The sequence below is a fragment of the Nocardioides salarius genome (assembly GCF_016907435.1).
Lineage (GTDB): Bacteria > Actinomycetota > Actinomycetes > Propionibacteriales > Nocardioidaceae > Nocardioides > Nocardioides salarius.
This window is the reverse complement of the sequence record NZ_JAFBBZ010000001.1, coordinates 35,692-51,975: the sequence shown is the minus strand read 5'-3', so window position 1 is coordinate 51,975 and position 16,284 is coordinate 35,692. Positions and strand designations below refer to the sequence as shown.

At 72.9% G+C, this 16,284-nt stretch carries 14 protein-coding genes and 1 tRNA gene; 7 read left to right on the top strand and 8 right to left on the bottom strand.

What is annotated here, in order from left to right:
• Positions 1-2: 2 nt before the first annotated feature.
• Positions 3-3,740 (bottom strand): methionine synthase, encoded by a 3,738-nt coding sequence (metH, locus tag JOE61_RS00250; RefSeq protein ID WP_193668939.1) that lies wholly within the window; start codon positions 3,738-3,740, stop codon positions 3-5.
• A 186-nt stretch (positions 3,741-3,926) separates the two neighbouring features.
• On the opposite strand from metH, the gene JOE61_RS00245 reads away from it, so the two are divergent.
• Positions 3,927-4,775 carry a PAC2 family protein gene (locus JOE61_RS00245; RefSeq protein WP_193668835.1) on the top strand — a complete coding sequence of 283 codons (849 nt, stop codon included), beginning with the start codon at positions 3,927-3,929 and terminating at the stop codon, positions 4,773-4,775.
• 19 nt (positions 4,776-4,794) lie between these two features.
• Here JOE61_RS00245 and mshC read toward each other — a convergent pair whose 3' ends face one another.
• The 4 genes from mshC to JOE61_RS00225 are packed head-to-tail and all read right to left on the bottom strand — an operon-like array spanning position 4,795 to position 8,228.
• Entirely contained in the window at positions 4,795-6,033 is a 1,239-nt protein-coding gene (mshC, locus tag JOE61_RS00240) for a cysteine--1-D-myo-inosityl 2-amino-2-deoxy-alpha-D-glucopyranoside ligase (protein WP_193668836.1), read from the bottom strand.
• 56 nt (positions 6,034-6,089) lie between these two features.
• The gene (locus tag JOE61_RS00235; RefSeq protein ID WP_193668837.1) at positions 6,090-6,899 is read right to left on the bottom strand and encodes an SCO1664 family protein; all 810 of its coding nucleotides are present in this window, start codon (positions 6,897-6,899) and stop codon (positions 6,090-6,092) included.
• A complete protein-coding gene (locus JOE61_RS00230) occupies positions 6,889-7,464 on the bottom strand; it encodes a DUF3090 domain-containing protein (RefSeq protein WP_193668838.1) in 576 nt (191 codons plus the stop codon). Before JOE61_RS00230 ends, JOE61_RS00235 begins: the two co-directional genes overlap by 11 nt.
• A gap of 5 nt (positions 7,465-7,469) precedes the next feature.
• Positions 7,470-8,228, bottom strand: coding sequence for a histidine phosphatase family protein (locus tag JOE61_RS00225; RefSeq protein ID WP_193668839.1), 759 nt, complete (start codon positions 8,226-8,228; stop codon positions 7,470-7,472).
• A gap of 54 nt (positions 8,229-8,282) precedes the next feature.
• Here JOE61_RS00225 and JOE61_RS00220 point away from each other — a divergent pair, with 54 nt between their 5' ends.
• On the top strand, positions 8,283-9,263 hold the full coding sequence (locus JOE61_RS00220) for a magnesium and cobalt transport protein CorA (protein WP_193668840.1): 981 nt from the start codon (positions 8,283-8,285) through the stop codon (positions 9,261-9,263).
• Positions 9,264-9,278: 15 nt separating this feature from the next.
• Here JOE61_RS00220 and JOE61_RS00215 read toward each other — a convergent pair whose 3' ends face one another.
• Together JOE61_RS00215 and JOE61_RS00210 are read right to left on the bottom strand one after the other, a co-directional pair.
• The gene (locus JOE61_RS00215; RefSeq protein ID WP_227491662.1) at positions 9,279-9,497 is read right to left on the bottom strand and encodes a DUF5703 family protein; all 219 of its coding nucleotides are present in this window, start codon (positions 9,495-9,497) and stop codon (positions 9,279-9,281) included.
• 96 nt (positions 9,498-9,593) lie between these two features.
• Positions 9,594-10,541 (bottom strand): aldo/keto reductase, encoded by a 948-nt coding sequence (locus JOE61_RS00210; RefSeq protein WP_193668841.1) that lies wholly within the window; start codon positions 10,539-10,541, stop codon positions 9,594-9,596.
• 73 nt (positions 10,542-10,614) lie between these two features.
• Here JOE61_RS00210 and JOE61_RS00205 point away from each other — a divergent pair, with 73 nt between their 5' ends.
• Complete coding sequence (locus JOE61_RS00205; RefSeq protein WP_307822718.1) at positions 10,615-11,439, top strand: undecaprenyl-diphosphate phosphatase; 825 nt, start codon at positions 10,615-10,617, stop codon at positions 11,437-11,439.
• A gap of 22 nt (positions 11,440-11,461) precedes the next feature.
• Here JOE61_RS00205 and JOE61_RS00200 read toward each other — a convergent pair whose 3' ends face one another.
• Positions 11,462-12,814, bottom strand: coding sequence for a M20/M25/M40 family metallo-hydrolase (locus JOE61_RS00200; RefSeq protein WP_193668842.1), 1,353 nt, complete (start codon positions 12,812-12,814; stop codon positions 11,462-11,464).
• Positions 12,815-12,962: 148 nt separating this feature from the next.
• Between JOE61_RS00200 and JOE61_RS00195 the strand changes: the two genes are divergently transcribed.
• The 4 genes from JOE61_RS00195 to JOE61_RS00180 all read left to right on the top strand — a co-directional run bounded on the left by JOE61_RS00195 (position 12,963) and on the right by JOE61_RS00180 (position 16,271).
• Positions 12,963-13,048 (top strand) — tRNA-Leu (locus JOE61_RS00195).
• Positions 13,049-13,137: 89 nt separating this feature from the next.
• Positions 13,138-13,515 (top strand): hypothetical protein, encoded by a 378-nt coding sequence (locus JOE61_RS00190; protein ID WP_193668843.1) that lies wholly within the window; start codon positions 13,138-13,140, stop codon positions 13,513-13,515.
• A 107-nt stretch (positions 13,516-13,622) separates the two neighbouring features.
• Positions 13,623-14,651 (top strand): sodium:calcium antiporter, encoded by a 1,029-nt coding sequence (locus tag JOE61_RS00185; protein WP_204797111.1) that lies wholly within the window; start codon positions 13,623-13,625, stop codon positions 14,649-14,651.
• A 72-nt stretch (positions 14,652-14,723) separates the two neighbouring features.
• Positions 14,724-16,271, top strand: coding sequence for an alpha/beta hydrolase family protein (locus JOE61_RS00180; RefSeq protein ID WP_307822716.1), 1,548 nt, complete (start codon positions 14,724-14,726; stop codon positions 16,269-16,271).
• Positions 16,272-16,284 lie beyond the last annotated feature (13 nt).

The following is a 16,284-nucleotide window of genomic DNA, read 5'->3' as shown; positions in this document are numbered from 1 at the left end:
GGTCAGTCCTCGGGGTCGTAGCCGAGGTTCGGCGAGAGCCAGCGCTCGGCCTCGGCGAGGCTCCAGCCCTTGCGCTCGGCGTACGACTCGACCTGGTCGCGCGCGATCCGGCCGACCACGAAGTACTGCGACTGCGGGTGGCTGAAGTACCAGCCCGACACCGAGGCGCCCGGCCACATCGCCATCGACTCGGTCAGCGAGATGCCGGTGCTGGCCTCGACGTCGAGCAGCTCCCACAGGGTCAGCTTCTCGGTGTGGTCGGGGCAGGCCGGGTAGCCGGGCGCGGGGCGGATGCCCTCGTAGCGCTCGGCGATGAGGTCCTCGTTGCTCAGCTGCTCCTCGGGCTGGTGGCCCCAGAAGTCGGTGCGCACGCGCTGGTGCAGCCGCTCGGCGAACGCCTCGGCCAACCGGTCGGCCAGCGACTCGAGCAGGATCGCGTTGTAGTCGTCGTTGGCGTCCTTGAAGGCCTGCACCCGCTCGGGGAGCCCGATGCCGGCGGTCACCGCGAAGCCGCCCACGTGGTCGGCCAGGCCGGTCTCGCGCGGTGCCACGAAGTCGGCGAGCGACTTGTTCGGCACCCCGTCGCGGTGCTGGCCCTGCTGGCGCAGGTGGTGCAGCCGGGTGCGCTCGGCGGTGCGCTCGTCGTCGGTGTAGAGGATGGTGTCGTCGCCCTCGCCGGCGGCGGGGAAGAAGCCGTAGACGCCGCGGGCGCCGATCCACTTCTCGGCGACGACCCGGTCGAGCATCTCCTGGGCGTCGTCGTAGAGCCGGCGCGCGGCCTCGCCGGTGGCGGGGTTGTTGAGGATGTCGGGGAAGCGCCCCTTCATCTCCCAGGCGTTGAAGAACGGCTGCCAGTCGATGTAGTCGCGCAGCTCGGCCAGGTCGTAGTCGTCGAGGACGTGGACGCCGGGCCGGTGCGGGACCGGCGGGGAGTAGTCGTCCCAGTCGATCGGAGTGGCGTTGGCCACCGCGTCGGCGTAGGACAGCTTGGGCCGGTCGGTCTTGTGCGAGTGGCGCTCGCGCAGCGAGTCGTAGTCGGCCTTGACGTCGGCCAGCAGCGTCGTACGCCGCTCGGCGTGCAGCAGCGCGGCCGCGGTCGGCACCGAGCGGGAGGCGTCCTTGACCCAGACCACCGGCCCGTCGTAGCGCGGGTCGACCTTGACCGCGGTGTGGGCGCGCGAGGTGGTGGCGCCCCCGATGAGCAGCGGGATCTCGAGGCCCTGGCGCTGCATCTCGGTGGCCATCGTGACCATCTCGTCGAGCGAGGGGGTGATCAGGCCGGAGAGCCCGATGATGTCGGCGCCGACCTCGCGGGCGGTGTCGAGGATCTTCTGCGCCGGCACCATCACCCCGAGGTCGATGACCTCGAAGTTGTTGCACTGCAGCACCACGCCGACGATGTTCTTGCCGATGTCGTGCACGTCGCCCTTGACGGTGGCCATCACGATCGTGCCGTTGGTGTCCTTGGCGGTGGCGTACTCGGGCTTGTCGAGCTTCTCCTGCTCGATGAACGGGATGAGGTGGGCCACGGCCTTCTTCATCACCCGCGCCGACTTCACCACCTGGGGCAGGAACATCTTGCCGGCGCCGAAGAGGTCGCCGACCACGTCCATGCCGTCCATCAGCGGGCCCTCGATGACCTCGATCGGCCGGCCGCCCCTCGCGTCGATCTCGAGGCGCAGCTCCTCGGCGTCGGCCTCGGCGTAGGTGTCGATGCCCTTGACCAGCGCGTGCGTGATGCGCTCGGAGACCGGCAGCGCACGCCACTCCTCGGTGGCGGCCTCCTTGGCCTCACCGACCCGGTTGTGCTCCTCGGCGATCTCGAGCAGCCGCTCGGCCGCGTCGGGGCGCCGGTTGAGCACGACGTCCTCGATCCGCTCGCGCAGCTCGGGCTCGACCTGGTCGTAGACCACCAGCGCACCCGCGTTGACGATGCCCATGTCGAGGCCGGCCTCGATGGCGTGGAGGAGGAAGACCGCGTGGATGGCCTCGCGGACCGGGTTGTTGCCGCGGAAGGAGAAGCTGACGTTCGAGATGCCGCCCGAGACCCTGGCGCCGGGCAGGTTCTGCTTGATCCAGCGGGTGGCCTCGATGAAGTCCTGGCCGTAGGAGGCGTGCTCCTCGATGCCGGTCGCGACCGCGAAGACGTTGGGGTCGAAGATGATGTCCTCGGCCGGGAAGCCGACCTCGTCGACCAGGATGCGGTAGGCGCGCTCGCAGATCGCCTGGCGGCGCAGGAGGTTGTCGGCCTGGCCGTCCTCGTCGAAGGCCATCACGACCGCGGCGGCGCCGTACTTGCGGCACAGGCGGGCGTGGGCGACGAACGCCTCCTTGCCCTCCTTGAGCGAGATCGAGTTCACGATCGGCTTGCCCTGCACGTTCTTGAGCCCGGCCTCGATGACCTCGAACTTCGAGGAGTCGACCATCACCGGCACCCGGCTGATGTCGGGCTCGCTGGCGATGAGCTTGGTGAAGCGGTCCATGGCCGCGACGCCGTCGATCATGCCCTCGTCCATGTTGACGTCGATGACCTGGGCGCCGTTCTCGACCTGCTGGGCCGCGACGCTCAGGGCGGTGTCGAAGTCGCCGTCCTTGATGAGCTTGCGGAAGCGCGCCGAGCCGGTGATGTTGGTGCGCTCGCCGACGTTGACGAAGAGGCTGTCGCCGTCGATCGTGAACGGCTCGAGGCCCGAGAGCCGCATCGCCGAGGGCACGGTCGCAGGCGTGCGAGGCGAGTGCGGGGCGACCGCCTCGGCGATCGCCGCGATGTGCGCCGGCGTCGTGCCGCAGCACCCGCCGACGATGTTGACGAACCCGGCCTCGGCGAACTCCCCGACCACCGCGGCGGTCTCGGCGGCCGCCTCGTCGTACTCGCCGAACGCGTTGGGCAGCCCCGCGTTGGGGTAGACCGAGACGAAGGTGTCGGCGACCCGGGACAGCTCGGCGACGTAGGGCCGCATCTCGCGGGCGCCCAGGGCGCAGTTCAGCCCGATCGCGAGCGGCCGGGCGTGGCGCACCGAGTTCCAGAACGCCTCGGTGGTCTGGCCCGACAGGGTGCGCCCGGAGGCGTCGGTGATGGTGCCCGAGATGACCAGCGGCCAGCGGCGGCCGAGCTCCTCGAAGACGGTCTCGACGGCGAAGATCGCCGCCTTGGCGTTGAGGGTGTCGAAGATGGTCTCGACGATCAGCAGGTCGCTGCCGCCGTCGAGCAGCCCCAGCGTGGCGGTGCGGTACGCCGCCACGAGGGCGTCGAAGTCGATGTTGCGGGCGCCGGGGTCGTTGACGTCCGGGGAGATCGAGGCGGTGCGCGTCGTGGGGCCCAGGGCCCCGGCGACGTAGCGCGGACGCTCCTCGGTGGCGACCACGTCGGCCGCGCGCCGGGCCAGCCGCGCCGACTCGAGGTTGAGCTCGTAGGCCAGGGCCTCGAGCCCGTAGTCGGCCAGCGAGACCGCGTTGGCGTTGAACGTGTTGGTCTCGATCAGGTCGGCGCCCGACTCGAGGTACTCGCGGTGGATCGACTCGATGATCTCGGGCTGGGTCAGGGTCAGCAGGTCGTTGTTGCCGACCAGGTCGCTGGGCCAGTCGGCGAAGCGCTCGCCGCGGTAGCCGGCCTCGTCGGGACGGTCGCGCTGGATCGCGGTGCCCATCGCACCGTCGATGACCAGGATCCGCTGGGCCAGGGCCGATCGCAGCTCGTCGGTGGCGTCACGGCGCCACTCCCCCGCGCCGACGCGCTCCATGGGGGTCTCGGTGCTGGGCTGGCTCACGCGGCTCTCCTCTCGTGGGGCACCGGCGGCGCCCCGAGCGGGTCCCGCCAGCCTAGGAGGGTGTCCGAAGGCTGGACAGGGTGTTCAGATGGTGACACCGGCGCGCGCGGCGGGCGAAATCCCCGGGGAGGTGAGCTGGGGGGTGACTACGCTGGGTCGGTGATCGAGATCGAGGACGCCCCTGACCTGGTCGACCCCATCGTGATCGCGGCCTTCGAGGGCTGGAACGACGCGGCCGACGTGGCCTCGTCGGTCGTCGACCACCTCATGCTCGCCTGGGGCGCCCGGGTGGTCGGCGCGGTGGACCCCGAGGACTTCTACGACTTCCAGGTCAACCGCCCGGTCGTGGGCAGCGACGAGCTCGGGCACCGGCGCATCACCTGGCCCACCACCCAGATCGCGGTCGCCTCCCCGCCCGACCTGGGCCGCGACATCATCCTGGTCCGCGGCATCGAGCCCAACATCCGCTGGCGCCAGTTCTGCGCCGAGCTGCTCGCCGCGGTCGACGAGCTGGGCGGCGAGCTGGTGGTGACCCTGGGGGCCCTGCTGGCCGACACCCCGCACACCCGCCCGATCCCGGTCACCGGCACCGCCACCGAGCCCGAGCTGGTCGACCGGCTCAAGCTCGAGCAGTCGACGTACGAGGGCCCGACCGGCATCGTCGGCGTCTTCCAGGACGCCTGCGTGCGCGTCGACATGCCCGCGGTCTCCTACTGGGCGGCGGTGCCGCACTACGTCGCCCAGCCGCCCTGCCCGAAGGCCACCTTGGCGCTGATCGGCCAGATCGAGGACCTGCTGGAGATCTCGATCCCCCTCGGCGAGCTGCCCGAGGAGGCGCGCGCCTGGGAGCGCGGCGTCGACGAGCTGGCCGAGGACGACGAGGACGTCGCCGACTACGTGCGCGCCCTCGAGGAGACCCGCGACACCACCGACCTGCCGGAGGCCTCGGGCGAGGCCATCGCCCGCGAGTTCGAGCGCTACCTCAAGCGGCGCCAGAGCGACGACTGACCGGCCGCCGCCGCTCGCGTCAGAGCGACAGGCCGAGGGCCGCGTCGAGGACGCGGTGCACGCCGAGGGCGGCCTGGGCGTCGGAGGTGTCGGCGAGCCCGTCGGTGCCCAGCGTGGCGCGCGCCCAGTCGTCGACCACGCCCACCGCGGTGGCGGCGTCGAGGTCGTCGGCGCAGGCGGCCAGCACGGCCTCCACCACCGGGGCCGACGGCGCGCCGGCACCCAGCGACAGAGCGCGGCGCCAGGTGGCGAGCATGTCGACGCTGGCCAGCAGGTCGGCGTCGGTCCACTCCCATTCGGAGCGGTAGTGGTGGCGCAGCAGGGTCAGCCGGATGGCCATCGGGTCGACGTCGGCGTGGCGCAGCGCCGAGACGAAGACGAGGTTGCCCTTCGACTTCGACATCTTCTCGCCGTCGTAGGCCACCATCCCGGCGTGGATGTAGACCTGCGCGAAGCGGGCGCCGGGCTCGGCCACCTGGGCGTGGCCGGCGCACATCTCGTGGTGCGGGAAGACCAGGTCGCTGCCGCCGGCCTGCACGTCGAAGTCGTTGCCGAGGTGCTCCACCGCGATGGCGGTGCACTCGACGTGCCAGCCGGGGCGCCCGGGCCCGAAGGGGCTGGGCCACGACGGCTCGCCGGCCCGCTCGCCGCGCCAGACCAGGCAGTCGAGGGGATCCTTCTTGCCGGGGCGGTCGGGGTCGCCGCCGCGCTCGGGGAAGATCCGCAGCATCGTCTCGCGGTCCATCCCCGACTCCTCGCCGAAGGCGGGGTCGGCGTGCACCGAGAAGTACCAGTCGTCCTCGACCCGGTAGACCGACCCGGCGGCCTGGAGCCGCTCGATCAGGTCGATGACCAGCGGGATCGACTCGACGGCGCCGACGTAGTCGCGCGGCGGGAGCACGCGCAGCGCCTGCATGTCCTGGCGGAAGAGCTCGGTCTCGCGCTCGGCCAGCGCCACCCAGTCGACACCGACCTTGGTGGCCCGCTCCAGCAGCGGGTCGTCGACGTCGGTGACGTTCTGCACGAAGGCGACGTCGTGACCGGCGTTGCGCCACGCCCGGTTGAGCAGGTCGACGCCGACGTACGTCGCCGCGTGGCCCATGTGGGTGGCGTCGTAGGGCGTGATGCCGCAGGCGTAGAGCCGGGCGGTGCCCTCGGGCACCACCGGGCGGCGCGAGCCGCTGGGGGTGTCGTGCAGCGAGACAGCCGGGCCGCTCGCGGGGAGGGCGGGCATCTCCGGGGCAGACCAGGCACGCATGGGGCGAGCCTAGAGGGTGCCCGGCCCGGGACGAGGATCGACCACCGTCGCCGGGCTCAGAACGGCGGCCAGGGGATGGCCGGGCCGTCGGCGTCGGGGGCCGGCATGGTGCCTCGGGCCAGCAGCCGCTCACAGCGCCGGGCCAGCGCCTCGATCTCGTCGTCGGCGAGCAGGGGCACCAGCCGGTCGGCCAGCGGCTCCCCCGCTCCCCCGCACTCCGCTCCGCGAACCCCGTCGCGCACCCGTTCGACAGCGGCCCGGTCGGCGTCGGTCAACGGTGCGCCCAGCCAGCCCCAGAGCACCGTGCGCAGCTTGGGCTCGGTGTGGAAGGCGATGCCGTGGTCGACGCCGTAGCGGCGCCCGTCGCCCATCGCCAGCACGTGCCCGCCCTTGCGGTCGGCGTTGTTGAGCAGCACGTCGAGCACCGCCATCGAGCGCAGCGCCGCAGTGTCCTCGTGCACCAGGGAGACCAGCCGGTCCTCGGCGTCGTAGCCGTCGAAGACGTGCAGGTAGCCCTCGGGCGTCGACCCCGAGGGCACCAGGGTCACGGCCTCGGCCTCCGGGTCGGGCTCCTGCCACTCCTGGACCATGCCGGGGCCGTGCGGGCCCTCGCGCAGCCAGGTGCGCGGCACCAGCACCGGCCGGTCGGGGCCGGCGAAGACCTGCGCCACGACGTGGGCCGCCACCTCGCGGTGGGCCAGCACGGCGCCGGGGAAGTCCCACAGGGGGCGCTCGCCGGCGATCGGCTTGTAGACCACCTGGAGCTCGCCGATGGTGCCCAGGAAGGTGGCGTTCGACGCGGGCAGGATGCGCCCGCGCAGCTCGAGCTCGTGCTCGACCAGGTCGACCTGCTGCTCAGGGCTCACGGCGGCGGAACCCGTTGGCCCGCACGCACAGGTGGCCGTCGGGGTCGATCGGGTTGCCGCAGAACGGGCAGCTGGGCCGCCCGGCCTCGAGGACCTGCTCGGTGCGCTGCACGAAGGCCCGCGCGGCCCCGGCCTCCAGGCGCACCAGGAGCACCTCGTCGGGCTCGGGCTCCTCGAAGTCCTGGTCGACCTGCTCCGGGGAGACCACCGCGGCCTCGCTGTAGGGGAAGACCTCGATCACGATGCGCTCGTCGTCGGGGTCCCACGACAGCGTCATCGTGCCCGCGCGGAACTCCTCGTCGATGGGCTGCTCGAGCGGGTCGGTGTCCTGCAGGCCCAGGGGCGCGACGGCCGGGATCACGGCGGTGGAGGTCTCGGAGCCCATCACCTCGTCGAGCAGCTCGTCGACCCGCTCGGCCAGCGCGGCGACCTGCTGCTTCTCCAGGGCCACGCTGACGACACGGCTGCCGCTGCGGGCCTGGAGGAAGAACGTGCGGGACCCGGGCTCGCCGACGGTGCCGGTGACGAAGCGCTCCGGCGGGTCGAATGCGTGGACGACTGGCATGGCCCTCAGCCTAGGGGCGCCGCGGAGCCGGCCGACCCACCCGGTCGTGCGGGGACGGGCTCGTCGGGCCCCGCGCCGCCGCCGACGGGGGCGTCGCCCGTGCTCGCCTGCTCGTCGGCCGCGGGCGGCGGCACCAGCCACGCCAGGTCGCCGGCGTGGGTGTTGCTGGCCAGCACGTAGGGCCGCTGCTCGGTGTAGCGCACCATCGAGATCGAGGCCGGGTCGACGCCGATGCGCTGGAAGAGGTCGAGGTGCAGGCCCAGCGCGTCGGCGAGCACCGACTTGATGATGTCGCCGTGGCTGACCACGGCCCACACCGCGCCCGGGCCGTGCTCGGCCTCGACCCGCGCGTCGAGGCGGCGTACGGCGGCCACGGCGCGCGCCTGCATGCCCGCCATCGACTCCCCTCCGGGGAAGGTGACGGCGGAGGGCTGGGTCTGCACGGTGCGCCACAGGGGCTCGCCCGCCAGGTCCTTCAGCGCGCCGCCCTGCCAGTCGCCGTAGTCGCACTCGGTGACGCCGTCGTCGGTCTCGAGGACCGGGGCCGCGCCCTGCTGGGCCAGCACCGCATCCGCGGTCTGGCAGCAGCGCAGCATCGGGCTGGTCACCACCGCCGCGAGCGGCACCCCAGCGAGCCGCTCCCCCGCCCGCTGCGCCTGCGCGCGACCGGTCTCGTCGAGCTCGACGCCGGGGGTGCGTCCGGCGAGGACGCCGGTGGCGTTGGCGGTCGTGCGTCCGTGCCGGATCAGCACCATCGTGGCCATGCCCCGGACTGTAGCCGGGGACACCCGAGCCGGCCGGGGCACTAGCGTGGCCCCGTGATCGTCGACGCGGCCGTCTACCACGACGGCGTCCGGACCCCGGTGGACTGCGAGGACGCCGACTACGCGGCGCTGCGCGCCCGCGCCAGCGAGCGGGGCGGCTTCGTGTGGGTGGGGCTGCACGAGCCCGGTCCCGAGGAGCTCAGTGCCGTGGCCGAGGCCTTCGACCTGCACCCGCTGGCCGTCGAGGATGCCGTCAAGGCCCACCAGCGACCCAAGCTCGAGCGCTACGAGCACGGGCTCTTCCTGGTGCTCAAGACGCTCTGGTACGTCGACGAGGAGGACGCCGTGGAGACCGGCGAGGTCAACCTCTTCGTCGGGCCCGACTTCGTCGTCACGGTGCGCCACGGCCACGGCCTGGAGCTCAGCCCGGCGCGCTCCTTCCTCGAGTCCAGCGAGCAGGTGCTGACCCACGGGCCGTCCTCGGTCGTCTACGCCGTGTGCGACCGGGTCGTCGACGCCTACGTCGCGGTGGTCGACGAGCTGCAGGTCGACGTCGACGAGGTCGAGGAGTCGGTGCTCTCGCCCGCCCGCACCAACGACTCGGTGCGCATCTACACCCTCAAGCGCGAGATCGCCGAAGTGCGCCGCGCCGTGCAGCCGCTGCGCGAGCCGCTGCACCGCTTCAGCGACGGCGCGGTGCACGGCGTCGACCCCGAGGCCGGGCCGTTCTTCCGCGACGTCCTCGACCACCTCAACCGCACCGCCGAGCTCGTCGACAACCTCGACGCCCTGCTCTCGACCGCCTTCGACGTGCACGTCGCGCGGATCCAGCTGCAGCAGAACGACGACATGCGCAAGATCTCCGCCGGCGCGGCGCTGGTGGTCGTGCCGACCCTGATCGCCGGGGTCTACGGGATGAACTTCGAGCACATGCCCGAGCTGGGTTGGGCGCTGGGCTACCCCTTCGCGCTGCTGCTGATGGTGGCGGCCTCCGGGCTGCTGTGGTGGCAGTTCCGGCGCTCCGGCTGGTGGTGAGCCGGGTCAGACGGGTCAGGCGGTGCGCACCGCACGGATGATCTTGCGGCGCAGCACCACGCGACGGGTGCCGTCGGCGGTGATCTGCACGCGGTCGAGCTCCCAGCCTCCGTGCTCGGCACGGTCGACGAGCAGCTTGGTCACGACGTTGCGGCTGAACTCGCGGGAGAACGACACGCGGTCGAACTCCCACTCCACTCCGCGGCGCACGGGGCGCAACGGGGTGCGGGTCATGGTGCCTCCTCGAGAGGATCGGGTGCTGCGGCAGACAGTCTTGCGGACCGGCTCAAGGCTGCACGCAGTGTCGGCGCCAGTCGGGATCAGCCAGCGTCAGTCGGCCGAGACGTCGTCGAGTGCCGCGGTGATCTCGCCGGGCAGCTCGACGTCCTCGGTCTCCAGCGCGCTGGCCAGCTGGGCGGCGGTGCGTGCGCCGACGATGGGGGCGGTGACCCCGGGCCGGTCGCGGACCCAGGCCAGCGCCACCTGCAGGGGGCTGAGGTCGAGGCCCTCGGCGGCGCGGGCGACCGCCTCGACGACGCCGGCCGAGCGCTCCTCGAGGTAGGCGCCCACGAAGGAGGAGAACTGCGAGGTCGCGGCACGCGAGTCGGCCGGGGTGCCGGTGCGGTACTTCCCGGTCAGCACCCCACGACCCAGCGGCGACCAGGCGAGCACGCCCAGGCCGGTGGCCTCGGCGGCGGGCAGCACCTCGTGCTCGATGCCCCGGTTGAGCAGGGAGTACTCCACCTGGGTGGAGGCGAGCACGGTGCGCCCGGGCACGGCGCGCTGCCAGGTGGCGGCCTGCGCGGTCTGCCAGCCGGCGTAGTTGGAGATCCCGACGTACGACGCCCGGCCGCTGCTCACGGCCAGGTCGAGCGCCGAGAGCGTCTCCTCCAGCGGAACGCCGTCGTGCCAGGTGTGCACCTGCCACAGGTCGACGTGGTCGACGCCCAGGCGGCGCAGCGAGGCGTCGAGGGTGCTCAGCAGCCGCCCGCGCGAGGTGTCGACGCGCAGCTTGCCCTTGCGCAGCCCCAGGCCGGCCTTGGTGGCCAGCACCACGTCGTCGCGGTCGACGACGTCGCCGATCAACGAGCCGAGCAGCTCCTCGGAGTGCCCGTCGGCGTACGCCGCGGCGGTGTCGACGAGGGTGCCGCCGGCCTCGACGAACGAGACCAGCTGGTCGCGCGCCTCGTGCTCGTCGGTGTCACGGCCCCATGTCATCGTCCCCAGGCCGAGGCGGGAGACGCGGAGCCCGGTCGCGCCCAGTGAGCGTTGCTGCATGGCCACAACCTAGCGGCGCCGCCCGTGTGAGTCGGCGTCGGCTCGCCCAGCGGCGTCTCCTAGGCTGACCCGCGTGCTGGACCTCCTCAAGGCTGTCGTGCTCGGCCTCATCCAAGGGCTCACCGAGTTCCTCCCGATCTCCAGCAGCGCCCACCTGCGGATCTTCCCCGAGCTCTTCGGCTGGGGCGACCCGGGCGCGGCGTTCACCGCGGTGGTGCAGATCGGCACCGAGCTGGCGGTGCTCATCTACTTCCGCCACGACATCTGGCGCATCGCCTCCACCTGGCTGCGCTCGCTGTTCCAGCCCGAGTGGCGCGGCCACGTCGACGCCCGGATGGGCTGGTACATCATCATCGGCTCGCTGCCGATCGTGGTGCTGGGCATCGCGCTCAAGGACGTCATCGAGCAGGACTTCCGCAGCCTGTGGATCATCGGCAGCACCCTGGTCGTGCTGGGCGTCGTGCTCGGCATCGCCGACCGGTACGGGCGCAACGACCGGGCGATCAAGAAGATGGGCCTGCGCGACGCGCTGCTGATGGGCCTGGCCCAGGCCGCGGCGCTCGTGCCGGGCGTCTCGCGCTCGGGTGCGACCATCTCGATGGGGCGCTTCCTGGGCTTCGAGCGCGCCGCCGCGACCCGGTTCGCGTTCCTGCTGGCCATCCCCGCGGTCGTGGGCGCCGGGCTGTTCCAGCTCTCCGAGATCCCCGGCGGCGACAACGCCTACGGCTGGGGCCCCACGCTGGTGGGCACCGTCGTCTCGTTCATCGTCGGCTACGCCGCCATCGCGTGGCTGCTGCGCTACGTCAGCACCAACTCCTACACGCCGTTCGTCGTCTACCGCGTCCTGCTCGGCGGCACGGTGCTGGTGCTCCTGGGCACCGGCGTGCTCACCGCCTGACCCGCGGCCCCGGCCCGGGGGCTCAGACGTCGTCGAGGAACGTGTCGAAGACCCGCGCGCCGAACTCCAGCGCGTCGACCGGCACCCGCTCGTCGACCCCGTGGAAGAGAGCGGTGAAGTCGAGGTCGGCGGGCAGGCGCAGCGGGGCGAAGCCGTAGCTGCGCATCCCGAGGCTGCGGAAGTGCTTCGCGTCGGTGCCGCCGCTCATCAGGTACGGCGCCACGATGCCGTCGGGGTCCTCGCTGAGGATCGAGCGGTTCATCGCGCGCACCAGGTCTCCGTCGTACGGCGTCTCCCAGGGCTGCTGGTGGGAGAGGTGCTCGATCTCGACGCCCTCGCCGACGAGCTCGGCCAGGGTGGCGAAGAACTCGTCCTCGAAGCCGGGCAGGAAGCGACCGTCGACGTGGGCGGTGGCCTCGGTGGGGATCACGTTCACCTTGTAGCCGGCCTGCAGCATCGTGGGGTTGGTGGTGTTGGAGATGACCGCTCCCAGCATCCGCGCCGCGCCGCCGAACTCCTCGATCAGGTCGGGTGCGTTCTCGGGGGTGGCCTGCACCCCGGCCAGGTCGCCGACGGAGGCCAGCAGGACCTCCATGGTCGGGGTCAGCCGCACCGGCCAGTCGTGGGCGCCGATGCGCGCCACGGCGGCGGTGAGCCGCGAGACGGCGTTGTCGGTGTTGAGCATCGAGCCATGCCCGGCGCGCCCGCGGGCGGTCAGCCGCATCCAGGCCATCCCCTTCTCGGCGGCCTCGACCAGGTACATCCGGCGCCCGCGCACGGTGACCGAGAAGCCGCCCACCTCGCCGACGGCCTCGGTGACGCCCTCGAACAGCTCGGGGTGGTCACGCACCAGCACCTCGGCGCCCTTGTGGCCACCGGCCTCCTCGTCGGCGGTGAAGCACAGCACGATCGGCCGCGTCGGGATCCTGCCAGCCCGCTGCCGGGCCCGCACGACGCTGAGGAGCATCGCGTCGAAGTCCTTCATGTCGACCGCCCCACGGCCCCAGACGTAGCCGTCCTGGACCTCGCCGGAGAAGGGGTGCACCTGCCAGTCCTCGGCCGCGGCGGGGACGACGTCGAGGTGGCCGTGCAGCAGCAGCGCGTCGCCCTCGGTGCCGCCCCAGCGCGCCACGACGCTGGTGCGCCCGGGCTCGGACTCGAAGAGCTGCGAGGAGATCCCGACCTCGTCGAGCAGCGCGGCCACGTGCTCGGCGGCCTTGCGCTCCCCCGGCCCCTCCTGGTCGCCGTAGTTGGAGGTGTCCATCCGGATCAGGTCGCGACAGATCTCCACGACCTCCGCGGCGGGGTCGTAGCCGCGCTCGGTGCCGGCGTGCGCGCTGTGCTCCTGACGGGGGTCCTCGGCGGGGGTCGACATGGCACCAGCATGGCACCGCCACGGTGGCTGTCCACCCCGTGACGGGTGGGGCGCGAGGGGTCCGGGCCGCCGTTGCCGCGGCGTACGCTGGTGGGCAGGGGCCGATGCGAGGTTTCGGCCCCTGCTTTGCTACTGTTCCACCGCACTCGTCCGGGTGGCGGAATAGGCAGACGCGCTAGCTTGAGGTGCTAGTGCCCGTATTAGGGCGTGGGGGTTCAAGTCCCCCCTCGGACACTGGAAAGGCCCCGGCTCCACGGGGCCTTTTCTTCATTTCGGGCCCATGGACCCTGGGCGCCGGGCACGCCGGCCCGCACCGTGGACGGATGAGCCCACACCCCGACAGCCGGGCGGTCGCCGAGCGCGCGATGGCCGACCTGACGAACGTCCTCACCAGGACCAGCGACCACCGGGTCCTCAACGTGCAGTGCCGCCACGCCCACCACCTCGCCGCTGTCTACGACACCCCCGCGGGACTGGTCTACCGGGCCACCACGGGCCCGCACGCGCACGGGTCGAAGGACTACGTCGACACCGCCCACGACGGAGCGGGCCACCGGCGCATGTTCACCGACCTGCTCGAGCCCGGTCCGCTGGTCGTCGACGAGGTCCCCGCCTGGTGCGACTGCGGCCTGTGGTCGCTCTCGCGGGCCGACCTGCTGGCGCGCACCCGCGACGGGGGCGGCACCGTCCACCTGCCCTGACTGGGCCGCCCCACGGGTCGCGCTGGTGGGGTGGTCTCGGGCGCCGGAGGTGCTCGGTACGGTCGGGACACCACCGTCCGACGACCACCGCCGTCCGGGAGGCGCCCGTGCTCGAGTCGATGACCCTCGACGTCGCCTGGGTCCTCTTCGCGGTCTGCGCGGGCGTGATCGGGGTGGCCGGCGTGCGGCTCGCGGGCCTGGTCGACCGGATCGCCGACCGCACGGGCCTGGGCGAGGCGGTGGCCGGCGCGGTGCTGATGGGCCTGACCACCTCCCTCAGCGGCAGCGTGCTCTCCGTCTCGGCCGCGGTCTCCGGGGACGCCGAGCTGGCGATGTCGAACGCCGTCGGCGGGATCGCCGCGCAGACGCTCTTCCTGGCGGTGGCCGACATCGCCTACCGCCGGGCCAACCTCGAGCACGCGGCCGCCTCGATCGGCAACATGATCCAGGGCGCGCTGCTGATGGCCCAGATGTCGTGGCTGCTGGTCGCCTTCGCGATGCCGCAGTGGACCGTCGGCCACGTGCACGTGGTCACGCCGCTGCTGCTCGCCTCCTACGCCTACGGCCTGCGGCTGGTGCGTCAGACCCAGGCCCAGCCCATGTGGACCCCCGCCCGCACCCACGAGACCCGTGTCGACGAGCCGGAGGTGGCCAACCAGCGCGAGTCCCTGGCTGGACAGGTCGTCGCCTTCCTCCTGCTCGCGGCCACCATCGGGACCGCCGGCTACGTGCTGGAGAGGAGCGCCTCGGTCATCGTCTCCCAGACGATGCTCGAGGCCGCGCTGGTCGGCACCCTGTTCACCGCGGTGGTCACCTCGCTGCCCGAGCTGGTCACCACCGTCGCGGCCGTGCGCAACGGCTCGCTGACCCTGGCGGTGTCGGGCATCATCGGCGGCAACGCCTTCGACACCCTCTTCGCCGCCTTCTCCGACGTCGCCTACGGCGAGGGCTCGATCTACCACGCCGTCTCCAGCACGGTGGTCTTCTGGACCGCGCTGGGGGCGCTGATGACGGCCGTGCTGCTGATGGGCCTGATCCGGCGCGAGGAGCGCGGCCCGGGCCGCATCGGCTTCGAGAGCGCCGCGATGATCGTGCTCTACGCCCTCGGCGTCACGGTCGTGGTCGCAGGCACCTGAGCGTGTCGCCGGGCGCGGTGGCTCGTTGAGGGGGCACCGACCTGTGCCGCTCACCACCACGGAGGACCCCCGGTGCGCCTGCCCCACCGCCTGCCCCACCGCCTGACCACCTCGATCGCGCTGCTGGCGGCGCCCGCCCTGCTGCTGGGCCCCACCACGTCCGGCGCGGCGGGCTCCGCGGAGCCCGAGCCGGGCCCGGAGCCCGGCTCGGCGGCGTACGTGCAGCGCGACACCGAGAACGTCGCCGACGCCTACGGGCGCATCCACGGCGAGGGCGGCCAGCTGCGCAACCCCGCCTACCTGCCCGCGCTGGTCGCGCAGAGCTCCGCGCTGTCGGTGGCCCGGCTGCTGGCCCAGGCCGCCGAGCCGACCCGTCCGGCCCTGACGGCCGGCAACCTGGTGCCCGGCTGGGACGTCGGCAACCCGCTGCGTGCCTCGTGGTCGGGCACCCGGGGCCGGTCGCAGCGGGTGGCCTTCACCAACCGCTACGGCGCGCTGCTGCGCGGCACCGTGTGGGCACCGGCCGAGGGCGCCCGCGACCCCTACTCCGGCCGGCGGCTGCGTGGACCGTTCCCGGGCGTGGTGATCACCCCGGGCTCGGTGCAGGGCTCCGAGGGCATGTACGAGTGGCTGGCCCAGGACCTGGCCGAGCGTGGCTACGTCGTGCTGACCTACGACGTGCAAGGCCAGGGCGGCAGCGAGACCTTCCCGCACCCCGACGGCTCGGCGTTCCCGTTCTGCGACCCGACCACGGAGCCGCCGCCCGCCGAGGTGAGCGACGAGATGACCGGCTGCCCGGGGGTGCCGTTCCAGCAGCAGGCCAACTTCGAGGTCGGCACCCGCGACGCCTTGTCCTTCCTGCTCGCGACGCCGGCGCGACCGTGGGCCAACCCGGGCAGCACCGGGGCCGCCGTCGACGCCGCCAACCCGTTCCACCGCCTGCTCGACCGGCGCCGCGAGCGTCACCCCGTGACCCCGGGCCGGCGCCACCGGATCGCGGTGATCGGCCACTCCCTCGGCGCCGCGGCGGTCTCGCAGGTGCAGGCCGTCGACAAGCGGGTCGCCACCGTCGTGGCCCTCGACAAGCTCGGCACCCCCACCGCTGACGACGTCGACCTGCGCCCGGTGGTGCCCGCCCTCGGCGTGCAGTCCGAGTACGGCTTCGCCGTCACGCCGTGGCAGCTATCGGGCGGCAGCTCCATCCAGCCGCAGCCCAGTCCCGACGGGCCCGACCCGCGCCGCGAGAGGGCGACCGGGTGGGACGCCTGGGACGCCGCCGGGGTCGACTCGATGATGCTGGTCCCCCGCGCCTCCACCCACCTGGAGTACACCGACATCCCGCTGGTGCTGCCGGCCAGCCGCTGGGGCCAGGCCCTGACCAGCGTCACCGTGCAGCGCTGGCTCGACCGCTACCTCAAGCACCGCGGCGGGCCGCGGGCGCTGCTGCGCCAACGCATCGACTACCTCGAGCCGACGGGCGGCGGGGCCTGGTCACCGGTGCGGCTGCGCCGCGACGAGCACCTGAGCTTCTACTACTGCTCGGCCTACCGCCTCGACGCCGCCGGCTCGACCCAGCGCCGGGTCCTGCGCGACGGGGACGTCACCGACGTGGGCTGCTGACCTCGACCTGCTG